The sequence below is a fragment of the Pseudarthrobacter equi genome (assembly GCF_900105535.1).
Lineage (GTDB): Bacteria > Actinomycetota > Actinomycetes > Actinomycetales > Micrococcaceae > Arthrobacter > Arthrobacter equi.
In genome coordinates this window covers 3387165-3403201 of record NZ_LT629779.1, presented here as the reverse complement: position 1 = coordinate 3403201, position 16037 = coordinate 3387165, and the positions used below count along the sequence as shown (strand labels likewise).

Sequence of the window (16037 nt, the reverse complement as noted above, 5' to 3'; positions counted from 1 at the left end):
CCAGGCGGGTCAAGAGACACCCCGATCAACCGTTCCGCAAGGCTCATTCCGTAGCAAGACCACGGCCTGAGAACCGGCGCGACGCAAGGAGTAAATAGTGATTCAGCAGGAGTCGCGACTCAAGGTCGCCGACAACACGGGTGCTAAGGAAATCCTTACCATTCGCGTTCTCGGTGGATCTGGCCGTCGCTACGCAGGCATCGGTGACGTCATCGTCGCCACCGTCAAGGATGCAATCCCGGGCGGCAACGTAAAGAAGGGCGATGTTGTCAAGGCAGTCATCGTCCGTACCAAGAAGGAACGCCGCCGTGCGGATGGTTCCTACATCAAGTTTGACGAGAACGCAGCTGTGATCCTGAAGAACGACGGTGACCCCCGCGGTACCCGTATCTTCGGACCGGTTGGTCGTGAACTCCGTGACAAGAAGTTCATGAAGATCGTTTCTCTGGCTCCGGAGGTGCTCTAGTCCATGGCTGCAAAGATCAAGAAGGGTGACCTGGTTCAGGTCATCACTGGCGCCAAGGCTGAGCGCGGCGGCGACCGCGGCAAGCAGGGCAAGGTTCTGCGCGTCTTCACCGACACCAACCGCGTGCTGGTTGAGGGTATCAACCGCGTCACCAAGCACACCCGTGTTGGACAGTCGCAGCGCGGCACCAAGACCGGCGGCATCGAGGTTGTAGAGGCCCCGATCCACATTTCCAACGTGGCCCTGGTTGACCCGTCGACCAAGAAGCCGACCCGTGTGGGCTTCCGCCTCGACACTGTGGAGAAGAACGGTGTCAAGAAGACCGTCCGTATCCGCGTGTCCAAGAGCTCCGGGAAGGACATCTAATGACTGAGACTCTCGAGACTCCGGCAACGAAGATCGTTCCTCGTCTGAAGACCAAGTACGCCGAATCCATCAAGGCAACGCTCCAGGATGAATTCAAGTACGAGAACGTGAACCAGGTACCCCGCCTGGTGAAGGTTGTTGTGAACATGGGTGTTGGAGATGCCGCCAAGGACTCCAAGCTGATCGACGGCGCTGTCCGCGACCTCACCCAGATCACCGGCCAGAAGCCGCAGGTTACCAAGGCCCGCAAGTCGATCGCCCAGTTCAAGCTGCGCGAAGGCATGCCCATCGGCGCACACGTAACCCTGCGTGGCGACCGTATGTGGGAATTCGTGGACCGCCTCGTTTCGCTGGCTCTGCCCCGTATCCGCGACTTCCGCGGCCTCAGTGGCAAGCAGTTCGACGGCAACGGCAACTACACCTTCGGTCTGACCGAGCAGGTTATGTTCCACGAAATCGACCAGGACAAGATCGACCGCGTTCGCGGTATGGATATCACGGTCGTTACCACCGCCAAGACCGATGACGAAGGCCGCGCGCTGCTCAAGGCGCTTGGTTTCCCGTTCAAAACCGAAGCTTAATTATCTACGTAAAAGGTCCGGCCGCACAGCTTCCTGAAGCTTGCGGCGGAAACCGTTACGAGGAAGGGCAAGAGCCCAAATGACAATGACAGATCCTGTCGCAGACATGCTTACGCGCCTGCGTAACGCAAACTCGGCATACCACGACTCCGTGTCTATGCCTTACAGCAAGCTGAAGGCACGCGTTGCTGACATCCTCAAGGCCGAAGGTTTCATCGCCGGCTGGAAGGAAGAAGACGCAGAGGTTGGCAAGAAGCTGACTCTCGACCTGAAGTTCGGTCCGAACCGCGAGCGTTCCATCGCTGGCGTCCGTCGTATCTCCAAGCCGGGTCTCCGCGTTTACGCGAAGTCCACCAACCTGCCGCACGTGCTGGGTGGCCTGGGTATCGCAATCCTGTCCACCTCTTCCGGGCTCCTGACTGATAAGCAGGCCGGCAAGAAGGGCGTGGGCGGCGAAGTCCTCGCCTACGTCTGGTAACGGGAAAGGAAGAGAATAATGTCACGTATTGGACGTCTCCCCATCACCGTTCCTGCCGGCGTTGAGGTCAAGGTTGACGGCTCTGTCGTCAGCGTTAAGGGTTCCAAGGGCGAGCTGAGCCACACTGTGGCCAGCCCGATCGAGGTTGCACTTGACGACACCACCCTGACCGTCAGCCGCCCGAACGACGAGCGCGCCTCCCGTTCACTCCACGGCCTGACCCGCACCCTGATCGCCAACATGATCCAGGGTGTCACCGCAGGCTACGAGAAGAAGCTCGAAATCGTTGGCACCGGTTACCGCGTGCAGGCCAAGGGCTCTGACCTTGAGTTTGCCCTCGGCTACAGCCACCCGGTCAACGTTTCGGCTCCGGATGGCATCACCTTTGCAGTAGAGGGTCCGACCAAGCTCTCTGTCTCAGGCATCAATAAGCAGCAGGTCGGCGAGGTTGCTGCCAACATTCGCAAGCTGCGGAAGCCTGACCCGTACAAGGGCAAGGGCATCCGTTACGCCGGCGAAGTCATCCGCCGCAAGGTCGGAAAGGCTGGTAAGTAACCATGGCCATCGCCATTAACAAGAAGCGTACGAACAAGAGCAAGGCTGCTGGTCGCAGCCGCCGCCAGCTTCGTATCCGCAAGCGCATTTCCGGTACGGCTGTCCGCCCCCGCTTGGTGGTCAACCGCTCCGCACGCCACGTATTTGTCCAGGTTGTCGATGACACCATTGGCCGGACCGTAGCAAGCGCGTCCACCCTGGAAGCCGACCTCCGTGCATTCGACGGTGACAAGACTGCCAAGGCCAAGCGCGTTGGCGAGCTCGTTGCCGAACGTGCCAAGGCTGCCGGCGTCGAGGCTGTTGTGTTCGACCGTGGTGGTAACAAGTACCACGGCCGCATTGCAGCCGTCGCTGACGGTGCCCGCGAAGGTGGGCTGTCACTGTGACCGAAGCAAACAACGAAAAGGACACTGTGTCTGCAGATCAGAAGGCACCCGAGGCCGCAGCTGCTGAGACCACTGCCCCCGCCACCGACGATCGCCGTGGTGGCGCCCGTCGCGGTGAGCGTGGCGACCGTGGCCAGGGCCGTGGCGACCGCGGTGGCCGTGGCGGCCGCGATGGCGGCCGTGACGCCGAAAAGAACCAGTTCGTAGAGCGCGTTGTCACCATCAACCGCGTTTCCAAGGTCGTCAAGGGTGGTCGTCGCTTCAGCTTCACCGCACTCGTCGTCGTTGGTGACGGTAACGGCATGGTTGGCGTCGGCTACGGCAAGGCCAAGGAAGTTCCCGCAGCTATCGCCAAGGGCGTTGAAGAAGCCAAGAAGTCCTTCTTCCGCGTTCCGCGCGTTGGCAACACCATCCCGCACCGCGTGCAGGGTGAAGCTGCTGCGGGCGTCGTTATGCTGCGTCCGGCTTCCGCCGGTACCGGTGTTATCGCCGGTGGCCCGGTCCGTGCAGTACTGGAGTGCGTGGGCATCCACGACATCCTCTCCAAGTCGCTCGGTTCCTCCAACGCCATCAACATCGTTCACGCGACCGTTGATGCCCTGAAGCGCCTCGAAGAGCCGGCAGCTGTGGCAGCACGCCGCGGCCTGCCGCTGGACGAAGTTGCTCCTGCGGCACTGGTGAAGGCTCTCCTGGCTCCGAAGGCAGGTGTGTAGTCATGGCTAAGAACCTGGTTCCCTCCGACGCAAAGTTGGAAATTACCCAGATCAAGGGCGTCATTGGCGTCAAGCAGAACCAGCGCGAGACCCTGCGGTCCCTCGGCCTGAAGCGCATCGGACACAGCGTTGTCCGTACCGCCGACGCCGTGACCGTGGGCATGCTCAACACGGTTCCGCACCTCGTGAACGTTGAGGAGGCGAAGTAAATGGCAGAGAAGACTGCTGAACAGGGTCAGGCTGCTGAAAAGCAGAACGCCCTGAAGGTTCACCACCTGCGTCCCGCCCAGGGTGCCAAGACCGCCAAGACCCGTGTGGGTCGTGGCGAGGCATCCAAGGGTAAGACCGCCGGTCGCGGTACCAAGGGTACGAAGGCCCGCTACCAGGTAAAGGCTGGCTTTGCCGGCGGCCAGCTGCCGCTGCACATGCGCCTGCCCAAGCTGCGCGGCTTCAAGAACCCGTTCCGCGTTGAGTTCCAGGTTGTAAACCTGGACAAGCTCAACGAGCTGTTCCCCGAAGGTGGCGCAGTCACGGTGGAGAACCTGGTCGAAAAGGGCGCCGTTCGCAAGAACCAGCCCGTCAAGGTGCTGGGCACCGGCGACATCACCGTCAAGGTTGACGTCACCGTCCACGCATTCTCGGCCAGCGCCGCGGAAAAGATTGCTGCTGCAGGCGGAAGCACCACCGCCCTCTAGGGACGGTGGGGCGCGAGCCCGTAGTTGAACTCCCGGTGACCGGGGCCCCAGGCCCTGGTCGCCGGGAGTTTTTTTCATCGGCAGAATCGTTCCATTAGGCGCATTTGCGGTGCCATCCGGCGCAGTTGCGCTGCCCCGGATTGTTCGCATGGCGCATACAACCGTTAGACTCGGTTGTTGGGATTCATAGATCCCCATCACACCACTCTTCTTCACACCACAGGAGGACGCTTGCTTAGCGCATTTGGCCGGGCCTTTCGCACGCCTGATCTGCGACGCAAGTTGTTGTTCACGCTGGGAATCATCACCATCTTCCGCTTGGGTGCCTTCATTCCCTCGCCTGGTGTGAACTACCAGAATGTCCAGCAATGCTTGCAGAACGGACAGACAGCAGGCGGGCTGTACCAGCTCGTGAACCTGTTCAGCGGCGGTGCTCTGCTGCAGGTGTCCATCTTCGCCCTCGGCATCATGCCGTACATTACGGCCAGCATTATCGTGCAGCTGCTCCGGGTGGTCATTCCCCGGTTCCAGGAGCTGTACGAAGAGGGCGCGTCGGGCCAGTCCAAGCTGACCCAGTACACCCGCTACCTCACCATCGCCCTGGGCCTGCTCAACGCCACCACCCTGGTGTCCCTGGCCCGTTCCGGCCAGCTCCTGCCCGGGTGTGCCCTGCCGATCATCCCGGATGAAAGCATCATCACCACCATCCTGATCATCATCACGCTCACGGCCGGCACCGGCCTGATCATGTGGATGGGCGAGCTCGTCACGGAGAAGGGCGTCGGCAACGGCATGTCCCTGCTGATCTTCACGTCGATCGCTGCACAGTTCCCCACCTCCCTGGGCGCCATCTGGACCTCACAGGGCCCCGGAACGTTCTTCATCGTGCTGCTGATCGGACTGCTGACCGTGGCCCTGGTGGTCTTCGTTGAACAGTCCCAGCGCCGTATCCCCGTGCAGTACGCCAAGCGGATGATCGGACGCCGGACCGTTGGCGGAACCAGCACCTACATCCCCATCAAGGTGAACATGGCCGGCGTTATCCCGGTGATCTTCGCTTCCTCCATGCTTTACCTGCCCGGCCTGATCTCTCAGTTCAACCAGCCGAAGCAGGGCGAGCAGCTCCAGCCATGGGTTGAATGGATCAACAACAACCTGACCCGCGGCGACCACCCGATCTACATGGCGCTCTACTTCGCCTTGATCGTGTTCTTTACCTACTTCTACGTAGCCATCACCTTCAACCCTGAAGAAGTGTCGGACAACATGAAGAAGTACGGCGGCTTCATTCCCGGTATCCGCGCCGGTAAACCGACCGCGGACTACCTGCAGTACGTGCTCTCACGGATCACGCTGCCCGGTGCCCTCTACCTGGGCTTCGTGGCACTGATCCCGCTGGTGGCACTGGTACTGATCAACGCGAACCAGAACTTCCCGTTCGGTGGCACCTCGATCCTGATCATGGTGGGCGTTGGGTTGGAGACCGTTAAGCAGATTGATGCGCAGCTACAACAACGTCACTACGAAGGGCTTTTGCGATGACGAGAATGCTGATTATTGGACCTCCCGGTTCCGGAAAAGGAACGCAGGCTGAGCGGATTTCGGAGCGCCTCGGCGTTGTGGCAATCTCCACCGGCGATATCTTCCGTGCCAATGTAAAAGGCGAAACGCCGCTTGGCATCGAGGCCAAGAAGTACATGGACAACGGGGACTTCGTTCCGGACAGCGTGACCAACAAGATGGTCCGCGACCGCCTCAGTGAGTCGGACGTAGAATCCGGCTTCCTGCTGGATGGCTACCCCCGCACCACCGCCCAGGTGGACTACCTTGACGAGATCCTCGCCAAGAACGAGGAGAAGCTCGACGTCGTCCTGCAGCTCACCGCGGACGATGAGGAACTGGTGCACCGCCTCCTGGGCCGGGCCAAGGAAACGGGCCGGAGCGACGACAACGAAGCCGTCATCCGCCACCGCCTTGACCTCTACCACGAGCAGACCGAAGCCGTGGTGGCGAAGTACGCCGAGCGCGGCATCCTCACCCAGGTGGACGGCATCGGCCCCATCGACGAAGTGACCGACCGCGTCATGCAGGCCATCAAGGCCGCACAGGCGGCCTGATTCCAGGCCACTGGTTATTTGAGGCTCCTCCCGGCACCCCGGGAGGGGCCTCAGCCATTTGAAAGGACACACCATGGCCTTCGGCCAGCCCCGCATCGAATTCAAGAACAACGCCCAGATGCGCACCATGCACGAGGCAGGCCTCGTCCTGAGCCGGGCCCTGGACGCCGCCGTGGCCGCGGCCGCCCCCGGCGTGACCACCAAGCACCTGGATGACGTCTTCGCCGCGGTCCTCAGCGACGCGGGCGCGAAGTCCAACTTCCTCGGCTACCACGGCTTTCCGGCCACCATCTGCACGTCCGTGAACGACGAAGTGGTGCACGGCATCCCCGGCGGCAGGGTCCTGCAGGACGGCGACATCATCTCCATCGACGGCGGCGCAATCGTTAACGGGTGGCACTCGGATTCGGCGCGGACCGTTATCGTTGGCACCGCAGACCCGGAGGACCAACGGCTCTCCGACGTCACGCAGGCAGCGATGTGGCGCGGGATCGCAGCGCTGGCCACCGGCACCCACGTGGGGGACATCGGCGCCGCCATCGACGACTACGTTTCGTCCGTGCCCGGGAAGCCGCTGGGCATCCTTGAGGACTACGTGGGGCACGGCATCGGCTCCGAGATGCACATGGCGCCTGACGTGCTGAACTATCGCACCAACCATCGCGGGCCCAAGATCAAGCCGGGCCTGTGCCTTGCCATCGAGCCCATGCTGGTCCGCGGCGGCATCGAGACCGCCGTGCTCGAGGATGACTGGACCGTGGTGACCACGGACGGCAAGCGCTCCTGCCAGTGGGAGCACTCGGTGGCCGTCCACGAGAAGGGCATTTGGGTACTTTCAGCGCCCGACGGCGGTGCGGAGCACCTCGTGCCGCTCGGCGTCACCCCGGTACCGATTCCGTAGCTGAACGTGAGTAGCAGCAGATGTCGTTCTGGAACTTCAGAACGACATCTGCTGCTACTCAGTTGGGGGAGTGGGGCACCCCCGCATGTGCCCCGGCGGTGCCATCGTTGGCGTCAACGCCGGCGGGTTCATCCCCGGGCACCCAGCGCAGCAGGTCGCCCGGCTGGCAGTCCAGGACTTCGCAGAGTGCTTCCAAGGTGGTGAACCGGACTGCCTTTGCCCGGCCGTTCTTGAGCACGGCCAGGTTGGCTGGCGTGATGCCCACACGTTCGGCCAGGGCCCCTACTGACATCTTCCGCTTGGCCAGGACCACGTCGATGTCCACGATGATGGGCATTAAATGACCTCGTCGAGCTCGGTGCGCAGGTACGTGGCCTCGGCGTCCCGCGCCACTGCCTGGGCCAGCAGCTTCCGCAGCACCAGGACGATGAGTGCCACGCCGGCCACCATCAGGGCCGCACCGCAGACCAGAAGGACGACGCCGGGCGCAACGTCCCCGGGTGCCAGCAGGACTGCCAGCCCGAACACCAGTGCGGAGGCGGCGGAGATGGCAGCGAAGATCACGTCGATGTAGCGGAACGCCCCCTGCGAAAAAACCGTCCCGCGGCGCACCATGGTCAGTAGCCGCCAGACACACGCCGCGGTGACCTGGACGCAGGCAATGCCCAGCACCACAATCACCAGGAAGGCCACCCGCGCGGCGTCAGGGGCTCCGGCCTCCTGCAGATCGGTGGACAACAGCGGGACCATCCGCATCTGAACGAACAGTGAACCTGCCAGGACCATCGCGATGACCACGCGCAGGGCAAGGACCGTCATTTTTCCCATTACCACTCCCGTATCGAATAACAATGGAAGACTATCGTTATTCGATAGGTAAAGCAATGGCCCCTGCCCTGCGCCCGCAAAGGCTGTGCGCTAGGACTTCAGCTTCGGCTTCACGTCCTTGTCGTAGATGCCCTGCAGCGTGGTCTTCAGGTCCGCCATGGTGGACTTGACGTCGCCCTGCTGGGTGAGGATCTTCGCCGCGGACTTAGCCATTTCCTGGTCGGCGCCCGGCAGGAACACCCGGGCGTTGTCCTGGACCTTGGTCGCCGCGAGCTGGTCCATGGCGGTCTTGATCTGGGGAGTCTTGGCCAGCACTGCTGCCATGTCAGCCGACTTGCGGGTGGGCATGTAGCCGGTAGCGGCGGAGAACTCCGCAGTGCTCTCCGGCTGGGTGACGAAGTCCAGGAACATGCCCGCAGCGAGCTGTTCCTCCTTGGTGATCCCGCTGGGAATGCCCAGGCCGGCGCCGCCCGTGGGGCAAACGTTGGTTTCTGCCTTTGGGCCGCCGGGCAGGAAGCCAACGCCCACGTTGAACTTTGCCGATTTCAGGATTCCCAGCAGCGAACCGGTGGAGGAAATGGTGGTCGAGGTCAGTCCGGCGGAGAAGTCGTCCGCCGCTTCCTTGGAGGAGACGCCTGCCCACTTGTCCTTGTAGATCGAGTCCTGGGCCCACTGCAGTGCGGCCACGGAATCGCTGGAGTCGCAGGTGATGTCCCATTCCTTGGACCAGCCACCGCCCCAGCCCCAGAGCATGTTCTGCAGCGTCCAACCCGCATACCCGGCAAGCGCAGGGTAGATGTAGGCGTACTGGGCGCCGGAGCTTGCCTTCAGCTTGGGGGCCCACTCGGCGAATTCCTGCCAGGTCTTGGGCGCCCGGTCCGGAAGCCCGGCCGCGGCGAAATGGTCCTTGTTGTAGTAGAACAGCGGGGTGGAGCGGCCGTAGGGAAGGGCCCACTGCTTGCCGTCGTACTTGTAGTCGTTGACCAGCGACTGCTGGAAGTCGTCCATCTTCATGTCCAGCTGCTTGGTGAGGCTGTCCACTGGAATGATGCTGCCGTTGGTGTAGTACCGGAACCACCACACGTCGGAAAGGACCACAACGCCGGGGAGGCCGGACTTCGCGGCCTGCGCGGTCTGGAACTTCTGCGCGATTTCCTCGTAGTTGGCCCCGGCAGTGACCAGGTTGACGGTGATGCCTGGGTTCTTGGCCTGGAACTTCTGGATCAGGCTCTTCTCAACCTCCTGTGACTGGCCTGGGTGGCTGGACCAGAAGTCAATCTTGGCCGCCGGCTTCACGCCGCTGAAGTCGATGTCGGCTGCCTGGGATGTGGATTGGCCACCGCCTGTTGTCGAGGGTCCGCCGCATGCGGCCAAAGCAGCGGCAGAGGCGGTGACCCCTGCGAGGCCCAGGAAGTGCCTCCGGTCCAGATGAAGTGTCATAACGGTTCCTTTCGGTTGTTGCCTGCGGAAGGGTTGGAGTACTCAAGGTTGGGAAGTACGACGGCGGCCGGCGGCTTAGCCGGTCACGCTGCCCTGGGTGAGGCCCGCCACGATGTAGCGCTGCAGCGCAGCGAAGACGATCAGGATGGGGACAATGACGAGGACCGCGCCGGCCATCAGGACGCCCCACCCGGCGGCGTTGCTTTCGTTGTTCTGCAGCAAGGTCAGGCCCACCGGCAGGGTCATGGTTTCCGGCCGGTCCGTGATGATGAGTGGCCAGATGTAGTCGTTCCATTCGGTCACGATGGTCACCAGGGCTACCGTGGCGATTGAGGGAACTGACACAGGGACCACGATCTGCCAGAGCCGGCGCCAGTGCCCGGCACCGTCCATCTCGGCCGATTCCAGGATTGAGGCCGGCAGGGTCCGGAAGTGCTGGCGCAGCAGGAAGGTCCCGAACGCGGTGCCCAGGCCGGGGAGGATGATCCCCCACAGGGTGTTCTTGCCGCCGATCCCTGCGATGAGGATGAAGTTGGGCAGGATGGAAACCTGCGGCGGCACCATGAGGGCCACCAGGATCAGCAGGAAGATGAAGTTCCGGAACGGGAAGCGGACAAAGACCAGGGCGTATGCCGTCAGGATGGCCAGCAGCACCTTGATGGTGGCCCCGGCCAGGGTGACGATGGTGCTGTTCAGGAAGAACTGCCCGAACGGGACCGTGGTCATGGCGGTCCGGTAGTTCTCGAGGTTCAGGCTCTCCGGGAGGATCTTCAGGTCGGTGGTGACAATCTCGCCAGACTGTTTGAAGGAGCTGAGCACCATCCACAGCAGGGGGAGGAACACCACCAAGGTGGCGATGATCAGTGGCAGGTAGCCGCCCACTATTGTCTGGATCAGGTTGCGGCGGGAAAGCGGCCGGTCGCGGCGAAGGCCCGGGTCCGGCGCGGTGACGGCAGGGGCGGTGGGGTCCGGGCTCACCGGCGATAAGGACGTCATGAGTAGTGAACCTTTCGTTCCACGAACCGCAGCTGGAGCACCGTGATCACCAGGAGGATGGCAAACAGGACTACCGAGATGGCTGCCGAATAGCCGGCCCTGTTGTAGGCGCCGAAGGCCTGGAGGTATGCCTCGTAGATCAAAGTGCTGGTGCCGGCGCCCAGCGGCGTCATGATCCTGATCAGGTCGAAGGCCTGCAACGAGCTGAGCAACGTGGTGATGAGGAGGAAGAACGTGGTGGGCGAGAGCAGCGGCAGCGAGATGCTGACGAAGCGGCGGAAACCGTTGGCGCCATCGAGGGATGCCGCCTCCATAACTTCCGTTGGCAGGGACTGCAGCCCGGCGAGGTACACCACCGCGCAGTACCCCAGGTTCTTCCAGACGTACACGAGGATCACCATGACCAGCGACAGCTGGGGATCGTTGATCCACTGCGGGCTCTGCTGCCCGATGCCCCGGAGCAGCCAGGCCAGGACGCCGTAGCCGGGATCGAAGATGAACAGCCACACCAGGCCCACGCCAACGCCGGATAGGACGTAGGGGGCAAAGACTGCGGACCGGGCGAACGTGGTGCCCCGGATCCTGGCGTTCAAAGCCAGCGCCACCAGCAGTCCCAGGATCATGGAGCCGCCCACCGTGACCAAGGTGAACACGGCCGTGGTGCCCAGGACCTTCGGCGCATCATTGCTGGTGAAGAACGTGACGTAGTTGCCGAGCCCCACAACGGTGGCGGAGGGAGAGCCCAACGTCCAGTCCAGGGTGGAGTAGTAGATATTGCTGAACAGCGGCCGGTACGTGAACACGGCGATCAGCACCAGGTTGGGCAACGCCATGCCGAGGAAGACAAAGAAGTCGCGGCGGCTCCGGGCGGTCCACCGCCGCCGTGGGACTTTTGCTGGGCCTGGTTGCCTGCCGGGTCTGGCGGAGGGGTGCGGGGCGAGTTGACGGGTCATGCGTGTCTCTCCCGGGTTGGGAGCCTGCTTGTGGCGGGCCCTGGCTGGATCTAGGGACTACTACACCAGACCGTCAGGGCGCTGAAACCCGCCTTTGCCCTTGTGAAAGGACTGTTATCCAAGGCTTCCTCGCCCGTTAACGCTGTGTTGATTGCAGTCTCGCATAAAGTTTGCCGATGCGTCAGGGGCGCGCGACCTGAGGGGAGAATAGGGGCATGGGAGCACTTACCGATGTGCCCGGTATCCGGGTAGGCCATGTCCAGAAGACCGGCGACGGGTGGCTGACGGGAGTGACGGTGGTCCTGCCGCCCCGCGGGACCGTGGGGTCGGTGGACGTCCAGGGTGGCGGCCCGGCAACCCACGAGACAGATGCGCTGGACCCCACCACCCTGGTCCGGCAGGTGGATGCGGTGGTGTTGACCGGAGGCAGTGCCTACGGCCTGGCTTCCGCTGCAGGAGCGCAGCGCTGGTGCGAGGAGGATGGCCGCGGCTTCGCCGTTCCCGGGGGAGTGGTGCCCATCGTCCCGGCCGCCGCGATCTTCGACCTGGGCAGGGGAGGCGACTTTTCGGCGCGTCCGACGCCGGACCTGGGCTACGCGGCGGCGGCGGCTGCTGCGGGACAACCGGAAGGGCACGGCGTCGAACGCGGCAACGTGGGGGCCGGCACCGGGGCGCTCATCGGCAGGGGACAGTTCAAGGGCGGAGTCGGCACGGCTTCGGTCACTCTGGAGAACGGCGTGGTGGTCGGCGCGCTGGCCATAGTCAACGCCCTCGGGCTCCCGTTTGGCACGACGAGCACGCCGAGGGCTTCGGATGGGGGGTCGGAATCCAGCCACGGCGCCCCGCTCAACACCACCCTCATCGTGGTCGCCACCAATGCCCTGCTCGATGTGGCGGAGTGCAAACGGACTGCTGCCGCGTCCCATGCCGGGATCGCGCGGGCCCTCAATCCTTCGCACACCCTGGCTGACGGGGACACAGTATTTTGCCTCGCAACCGGAGCCGCGGCCCTGGACCGCTCGGACGAAGCCGCCCGCCAACTGAGCCTTATCACCCTGCAAGCTGCGGCAGCCGACGTCGTACGCCTGGCCATCCTGGACGGTGTGGCAAGCGCGGAACCGGTCAGCACCCCGGCGGGCGATTATGGTGCGTATGGCGGGCAGATGCGCTAGCATGGCTGGATTTAACTTTCGCTGCCAAATGGCGTAGTGTTGCTTGTTGGTTGTCTGGACTGCCACGCCCTTTTGGGCCCGCTGATGACAATCGATCCAACAAAAACGTTCGTGGCCATGCCCGGTGCAATCCGGCAGGGCTGCGGCAACAACAGTTAGCGGAGGGTATGGCCAAGAAGGACGGGGTCATTGAGATCGAAGGCGTTGTGACCGAGGCGCTGCCTAACGCGATGTTTCGCGTTGAGCTCACCAACAAGCACATCGTTCTGGCACACATCTCTGGAAAGATGCGTCAGCACTACATCAGGATCCTCCCGGAGGACCGCGTAGTGGTGGAGCTGAGCCCGTACGACCTCACCCGTGGTCGTATCGTCTACCGCTACAAGTAAATTGCTGGGCGGCTTCAGTGCGAACTGAATGCTGCTCCAGTTGACCACTGCCACACGCAAAGGAATGCCATGAAGGTCAAGCCGAGCGTCAAGCAGATCTGCGAAAAGTGCAAAGTGATCCGCCGTAACGGCCGGGTCATGGTGATCTGCGAGAACCCGCGCCACAAGCAGCGCCAGGGCTAATTTCCTTCCCTGAAGGAAACCCTGGGTTGCTTACCCACGCAAGTAAATAAAGGCAGCACAAGCTGAATTGGGACGCATGAGCCCGGACAGCTAACCCCCGGTCGGAGGCTGGGGCCGCACGGAACGTGCGGGTGTACTGCCTACGACCTCCGGTTTATTCAAGGAGCACTGCCACTATGGCTCGTCTCGCTGGCGTAGACATTCCCCGCGAAAAGCGGTTGGAAATTGCGCTTACTTACATCTACGGCGTGGGCAAGACCCGTGCACACGAAACCCTGGCTGCCACTGGCATCAGCGCTGACGTCCGCGTTAAGGACCTCACCGACGCCCAGCTGGTTGAACTGCGTGATTACATCGAGGGCAACTACAAGGTTGAGGGTGACCTTCGCCGCGAAGTAGCAGCTGATATCCGCCGCAAGGTTGAAATCGGCAGCTACGAAGGTATTCGCCACCGTAAGGGCCTGCCCGTACGCGGTCAGCGTACGAAGACCAACGCCCGTACCCGCAAGGGCCCGAAGCGCACCGTCGCAGGCAAGAAGAAGGCCCGTTAAAATCCCCGCCGGGACTAACGGACTTTCCCCCGATAACTTTCTGTAGGAGAAAAAAATGCCCCCAAAGACTCGTGGCGCGGTTCGCAAGCCGCGTAAGAAGGACAAAAAGAATATCGCGCTGGGCCAGGCGCACATCAAGAGCACGTTCAACAACACCATCGTTTCCATCACGGATCCGAACGGTGCTGTTATTTCTTGGGCTTCCTCAGGTGAGGTTGGCTTCAAGGGCTCGCGTAAGTCCACCCCGTTCGCTGCCCAGATGGCTGCCGAAGCCGCTGCTAAGCGTGCGCAGGAGCACGGCATGCGCAAGGTTGACGTTTTCGTGAAGGGTCCGGGTTCCGGACGCGAAACCGCCATCCGTTCGCTGCAGGCCGCTGGCCTCGAGGTTGGCTCCATCCAGGACGTCACCCCCGCAGCCCACAACGGCTGCCGCCCGCCGAAGCGCCGCCGCGTCTAAGTCTTCCTGCCGCAGAGCTTGCCCGGACCAGCAATGGGCCGGGCAAGCCCAGCGCGTTAAGTCTCAGACCGAATTTCCACCACCTGTGTTGCGTCATATAGCGGATGCTCGCCGAAAGGAAACCTAAGTGCTCATTGCACAGCGCCCCACCCTCTCCGAAGAGGTAGTCTCCGAAAACCGCTCGCGGTTCATCATCGAACCGCTGGAACCGGGCTTCGGCTACACCCTCGGTAACTCCCTCCGCCGTACCCTGCTTTCTTCCATCCCCGGTGCCGCTGTAACCAGCATCCGGATTGATGGCGTGCTGCACGAGTTCACCACGGTTCCCGGTGTCAAGGAGGATGTCACTGAGATCATCCTGAACATCAAGAGCCTGTCGGTTTCCTCCGAGCACGACGAGCCTGTTGTGGCTTACCTGCGCAAGCAGGGCCCCGGAGTCGTCACCGCCGCGGACATCGCTCCGCCGGCCGGCGTCGAATTCCACAACCCGGATCTGCACATTGCCACGCTGAACTCGAAGGGCAAGTTCGAACTCGAACTGACCATCGAGCGCGGCCGCGGCTACGTTTCGGCAGCTCAGAACAAGTCCGGCGACGCAGAAATCGGCCGTATCCCGGTCGACTCCATCTACTCGCCGGTTCTGAAGGTTACTTTCCGCGTGGAAGCAACCCGTGTTGAGCAGCGCACCGACTTCGACAAGCTGATTGTCGACGTCGAGACCAAGCAGGCCATCGCCCCGCGCGATGCTGTTGCTTCCGCAGGTACCACCCTGGTGGAACTGTTCGGTCTGGCCCGTGAGCTGAACACCGCAGCTGAAGGTATCGAGATCGGCCCGTCGCCCACCGACGCTGCCCTGGCAGCCGACATGGCACTGCCGATCGAGGATCTGGACCTCACGGTCCGTTCCTACAACTGCCTCAAGCGTGAGGGCATCCACACCGTGGGTGAACTCGTTGCCCGCTCCGAGGCTGACCTGATGGACATCCGTAACTTCGGTGCGAAGTCCATTGACGAGGTCAAGGCAAAGCTGGTTGAACTGGGCCTGTCCCTCAAGGACTCGCCTCCCGGTTTTGACCTCGCAGCACGCGCCGCAGCAATCGAAGAGGACGACGCCGCCTTCGGCGACGACGAACTCTAAACCAGACCTTGGCCGGCGGGCAGCACCACGGTGTGCCGCCCAACGGCTTCCACATGAGGAGAAACAATTATGCCTACCCCCACTAAGGGTCCGCGCCTCGGCGGCGGCCCGGCTCACGAGCGCCTCATGCTCGCGAACCTGGCAGCAGCACTGTTCGAGCACAAGCGGATCACCACCACGGTAACCAAGGCCAAGCGCCTGAAGCCGTACGCAGAGCGCCTGGTCACCTTCGCCAAGCGCGGCGACCTCGCTTCCCGCCGCCGGGTTCTCGGCCTGATCAGCAACAAGGGCATTGTCCACGAGCTGTTCACCGACATCGCCCAGGCAGTGGAGAACCGCGACGGCGGCTACACCCGCATCACCAAGATCGGCAACCGCAAGGGCGACAACGCTCCCATGGCTGTCATCGAACTGGTTCTCGAGCCGGTTTCCGCCAAGCAGGCCGTAGTAGCCGAGGCTACCCAGGCTGCTGCCAAGGCTGCTCCGGCCGCCGAGGAAGCTCCCGCTGAAGAGGCTCCGGCCGCTGAGGAAGCTGCTGCAACCGAAGAAGCTGCTGCTCCTTCTGCTGAAGCCGACGAAGCTGCAGCCGAAGAGGCTCCGGCCGCTGAGGAAGCTGCCGAGGCTCCTGCAGCCGAGGAGAAGGACGCGAAGTAATTCGCTGATTCTCTTCGC

At 62.7% G+C, this 16037-nt stretch carries 24 protein-coding genes; 19 read left to right on the top strand and 5 right to left on the bottom strand.

What is annotated here, in order from left to right:
* Window positions 1-97 precede the first annotated feature (97 nt).
* From rplN to map, 12 genes are all read left to right on the top strand, one after another.
* On the top strand, window positions 98-466 hold the full coding sequence (rplN, locus tag BLT71_RS15430; protein ID WP_003803789.1) for a 50S ribosomal protein L14: 369 nt from the start codon (window positions 98-100) through the stop codon (window positions 464-466).
* Between the two features lie 3 nt (window positions 467-469).
* Window positions 470-832, top strand: coding sequence for a 50S ribosomal protein L24 (rplX, locus tag BLT71_RS15425; protein WP_015937845.1), 363 nt, complete (start codon window positions 470-472; stop codon window positions 830-832).
* Window positions 832-1413, top strand: coding sequence for a 50S ribosomal protein L5 (rplE, locus tag BLT71_RS15420; RefSeq protein ID WP_091721978.1), 582 nt, complete (start codon window positions 832-834; stop codon window positions 1411-1413). The genes rplX and rplE overlap by 1 nt, the downstream gene beginning before the upstream one ends.
* A 79-nt stretch (window positions 1414-1492) precedes the next feature.
* Entirely contained in the window at window positions 1493-1891 is a 399-nt protein-coding gene (gene rpsH / locus BLT71_RS15415) for a 30S ribosomal protein S8 (protein ID WP_015937843.1), read from the top strand.
* Window positions 1892-1909: 18 nt separating this feature from the next.
* Window positions 1910-2446, top strand: a complete 537-nt coding sequence (rplF, locus tag BLT71_RS15410) for a 50S ribosomal protein L6 (protein WP_056075367.1) — start codon at window positions 1910-1912, stop codon at window positions 2444-2446.
* Between the two features lie 2 nt (window positions 2447-2448).
* Window positions 2449-2832, top strand: a complete 384-nt coding sequence (rplR, locus tag BLT71_RS15405) for a 50S ribosomal protein L18 (RefSeq protein WP_091721976.1) — start codon at window positions 2449-2451, stop codon at window positions 2830-2832.
* Window positions 2829-3545 (top strand): 30S ribosomal protein S5, encoded by a 717-nt coding sequence (gene rpsE / locus BLT71_RS15400; protein ID WP_015937840.1) that lies wholly within the window; start codon window positions 2829-2831, stop codon window positions 3543-3545. Before rplR ends, rpsE begins: the two co-directional genes overlap by 4 nt.
* Before the next feature lie 2 nt (window positions 3546-3547).
* Complete coding sequence (gene rpmD, locus BLT71_RS15395; RefSeq protein ID WP_091721973.1) at window positions 3548-3754, top strand: 50S ribosomal protein L30; 207 nt, start codon at window positions 3548-3550, stop codon at window positions 3752-3754.
* Entirely contained in the window at window positions 3755-4240 is a 486-nt protein-coding gene (rplO, locus tag BLT71_RS15390) for a 50S ribosomal protein L15 (RefSeq protein ID WP_015937838.1), read from the top strand.
* A 231-nt stretch (window positions 4241-4471) separates the two neighbouring features.
* Window positions 4472-5782 (top strand): preprotein translocase subunit SecY, encoded by a 1311-nt coding sequence (gene secY / locus BLT71_RS15385; RefSeq protein ID WP_091721970.1) that lies wholly within the window; start codon window positions 4472-4474, stop codon window positions 5780-5782.
* A 5-nt stretch (window positions 5783-5787) separates the two neighbouring features.
* The gene (locus BLT71_RS15380; protein WP_171908938.1) at window positions 5788-6357 is read left to right on the top strand and encodes an adenylate kinase; all 570 of its coding nucleotides are present in this window, start codon (window positions 5788-5790) and stop codon (window positions 6355-6357) included.
* Between the two features lie 73 nt (window positions 6358-6430).
* On the top strand, window positions 6431-7258 hold the full coding sequence (map, locus tag BLT71_RS15375; protein ID WP_091721967.1) for a type I methionyl aminopeptidase: 828 nt from the start codon (window positions 6431-6433) through the stop codon (window positions 7256-7258).
* Between the two features lie 58 nt (window positions 7259-7316).
* Here the strand turns inward: map and BLT71_RS15370 are convergent, their stop codons facing one another.
* From BLT71_RS15370 to BLT71_RS15350, 5 genes are all read right to left on the bottom strand, one after another.
* Entirely contained in the window at window positions 7317-7595 is a 279-nt protein-coding gene (locus BLT71_RS15370) for a helix-turn-helix domain-containing protein (protein WP_091721965.1), read from the bottom strand.
* Window positions 7595-8086 (bottom strand): DUF2975 domain-containing protein, encoded by a 492-nt coding sequence (locus tag BLT71_RS15365; protein WP_091721962.1) that lies wholly within the window; start codon window positions 8084-8086, stop codon window positions 7595-7597. Before BLT71_RS15365 ends, BLT71_RS15370 begins: the two co-directional genes overlap by 1 nt.
* A gap of 90 nt (window positions 8087-8176) precedes the next feature.
* Entirely contained in the window at window positions 8177-9526 is a 1350-nt protein-coding gene (locus BLT71_RS15360) for an ABC transporter substrate-binding protein (protein WP_091721959.1), read from the bottom strand.
* 75 nt (window positions 9527-9601) lie between these two features.
* Entirely contained in the window at window positions 9602-10522 is a 921-nt protein-coding gene (locus BLT71_RS15355) for a carbohydrate ABC transporter permease (RefSeq protein WP_091721956.1), read from the bottom strand.
* Entirely contained in the window at window positions 10519-11475 is a 957-nt protein-coding gene (locus BLT71_RS15350) for a carbohydrate ABC transporter permease (protein ID WP_197676717.1), read from the bottom strand. The genes BLT71_RS15355 and BLT71_RS15350 overlap by 4 nt, the downstream gene beginning before the upstream one ends.
* A 215-nt stretch (window positions 11476-11690) precedes the next feature.
* On the opposite strand from BLT71_RS15350, the gene BLT71_RS15345 reads away from it, so the two are divergent.
* The 7 genes from BLT71_RS15345 (at window position 11691) to rplQ (ending at window position 16019) form a co-directional block, all read left to right on the top strand.
* Window positions 11691-12647: a P1 family peptidase gene (locus tag BLT71_RS15345; protein ID WP_091721951.1), complete on the top strand. Its 957-nt coding sequence runs from the start codon at window positions 11691-11693 to the stop codon at window positions 12645-12647.
* Between the two features lie 167 nt (window positions 12648-12814).
* On the top strand, window positions 12815-13036 hold the full coding sequence (infA, locus tag BLT71_RS15340; RefSeq protein WP_009358723.1) for a translation initiation factor IF-1: 222 nt from the start codon (window positions 12815-12817) through the stop codon (window positions 13034-13036).
* 69 nt (window positions 13037-13105) lie between these two features.
* Complete coding sequence (gene rpmJ / locus BLT71_RS15335) at window positions 13106-13219, top strand: 50S ribosomal protein L36 (RefSeq protein ID WP_009358722.1); 114 nt, start codon at window positions 13106-13108, stop codon at window positions 13217-13219.
* A gap of 176 nt (window positions 13220-13395) precedes the next feature.
* Entirely contained in the window at window positions 13396-13770 is a 375-nt protein-coding gene (gene rpsM, locus BLT71_RS15330; RefSeq protein WP_028275004.1) for a 30S ribosomal protein S13, read from the top strand.
* Between the two features lie 55 nt (window positions 13771-13825).
* Entirely contained in the window at window positions 13826-14227 is a 402-nt protein-coding gene (rpsK, locus tag BLT71_RS15325; protein ID WP_018769149.1) for a 30S ribosomal protein S11, read from the top strand.
* 127 nt (window positions 14228-14354) lie between these two features.
* Window positions 14355-15365, top strand: coding sequence for a DNA-directed RNA polymerase subunit alpha (locus BLT71_RS15320; protein ID WP_013601812.1), 1011 nt, complete (start codon window positions 14355-14357; stop codon window positions 15363-15365).
* Window positions 15366-15434: 69 nt separating this feature from the next.
* The gene (gene rplQ, locus BLT71_RS15315; protein ID WP_091721948.1) at window positions 15435-16019 is read left to right on the top strand and encodes a 50S ribosomal protein L17; all 585 of its coding nucleotides are present in this window, start codon (window positions 15435-15437) and stop codon (window positions 16017-16019) included.
* Window positions 16020-16037 lie beyond the last annotated feature (18 nt).

Coding starts and splice junctions, on each gene's coding strand:
- BLT71_RS15380 (WP_171908938.1), top strand. CDS start 5,788: ATGCTGATTATTGGACCTCCCGGTTCCGGAAAAGGAACGCAGGCTGAG.
- rpmJ (WP_009358722.1), top strand. CDS start 13,106: ATGAAGGTCAAGCCGAGCGTCAAGCAGATCTGCGAAAAGTGCAAAGTG.
- rplO (WP_015937838.1), top strand. CDS start 3,755: ATGGCAGAGAAGACTGCTGAACAGGGTCAGGCTGCTGAAAAGCAGAAC.
- rplE (WP_091721978.1), top strand. CDS start 832: ATGACTGAGACTCTCGAGACTCCGGCAACGAAGATCGTTCCTCGTCTG.
- BLT71_RS15345 (WP_091721951.1), top strand. CDS start 11,691: ATGGGAGCACTTACCGATGTGCCCGGTATCCGGGTAGGCCATGTCCAG.
- rpsM (WP_028275004.1), top strand. CDS start 13,396: ATGGCTCGTCTCGCTGGCGTAGACATTCCCCGCGAAAAGCGGTTGGAA.
- rplF (WP_056075367.1), top strand. CDS start 1,910: ATGTCACGTATTGGACGTCTCCCCATCACCGTTCCTGCCGGCGTTGAG.
- rplX (WP_015937845.1), top strand. CDS start 470: ATGGCTGCAAAGATCAAGAAGGGTGACCTGGTTCAGGTCATCACTGGC.
- BLT71_RS15350 (WP_197676717.1), bottom strand. CDS start 11,475: ATGACCCGTCAACTCGCCCCGCACCCCTCCGCCAGACCCGGCAGGCAA.
- infA (WP_009358723.1), top strand. CDS start 12,815: ATGGCCAAGAAGGACGGGGTCATTGAGATCGAAGGCGTTGTGACCGAG.
- rplQ (WP_091721948.1), top strand. CDS start 15,435: ATGCCTACCCCCACTAAGGGTCCGCGCCTCGGCGGCGGCCCGGCTCAC.
- BLT71_RS15355 (WP_091721956.1), bottom strand. CDS start 10,522: ATGACGTCCTTATCGCCGGTGAGCCCGGACCCCACCGCCCCTGCCGTC.
- BLT71_RS15360 (WP_091721959.1), bottom strand. CDS start 9,526: ATGACACTTCATCTGGACCGGAGGCACTTCCTGGGCCTCGCAGGGGTC.
- rpmD (WP_091721973.1), top strand. CDS start 3,548: ATGGCTAAGAACCTGGTTCCCTCCGACGCAAAGTTGGAAATTACCCAG.
- rpsK (WP_018769149.1), top strand. CDS start 13,826: ATGCCCCCAAAGACTCGTGGCGCGGTTCGCAAGCCGCGTAAGAAGGAC.
- map (WP_091721967.1), top strand. CDS start 6,431: ATGGCCTTCGGCCAGCCCCGCATCGAATTCAAGAACAACGCCCAGATG.
- BLT71_RS15370 (WP_091721965.1), bottom strand. CDS start 7,595: ATGCCCATCATCGTGGACATCGACGTGGTCCTGGCCAAGCGGAAGATG.
- rpsH (WP_015937843.1), top strand. CDS start 1,493: ATGACAATGACAGATCCTGTCGCAGACATGCTTACGCGCCTGCGTAAC.
- rplR (WP_091721976.1), top strand. CDS start 2,449: ATGGCCATCGCCATTAACAAGAAGCGTACGAACAAGAGCAAGGCTGCT.
- BLT71_RS15365 (WP_091721962.1), bottom strand. CDS start 8,086: ATGGGAAAAATGACGGTCCTTGCCCTGCGCGTGGTCATCGCGATGGTC.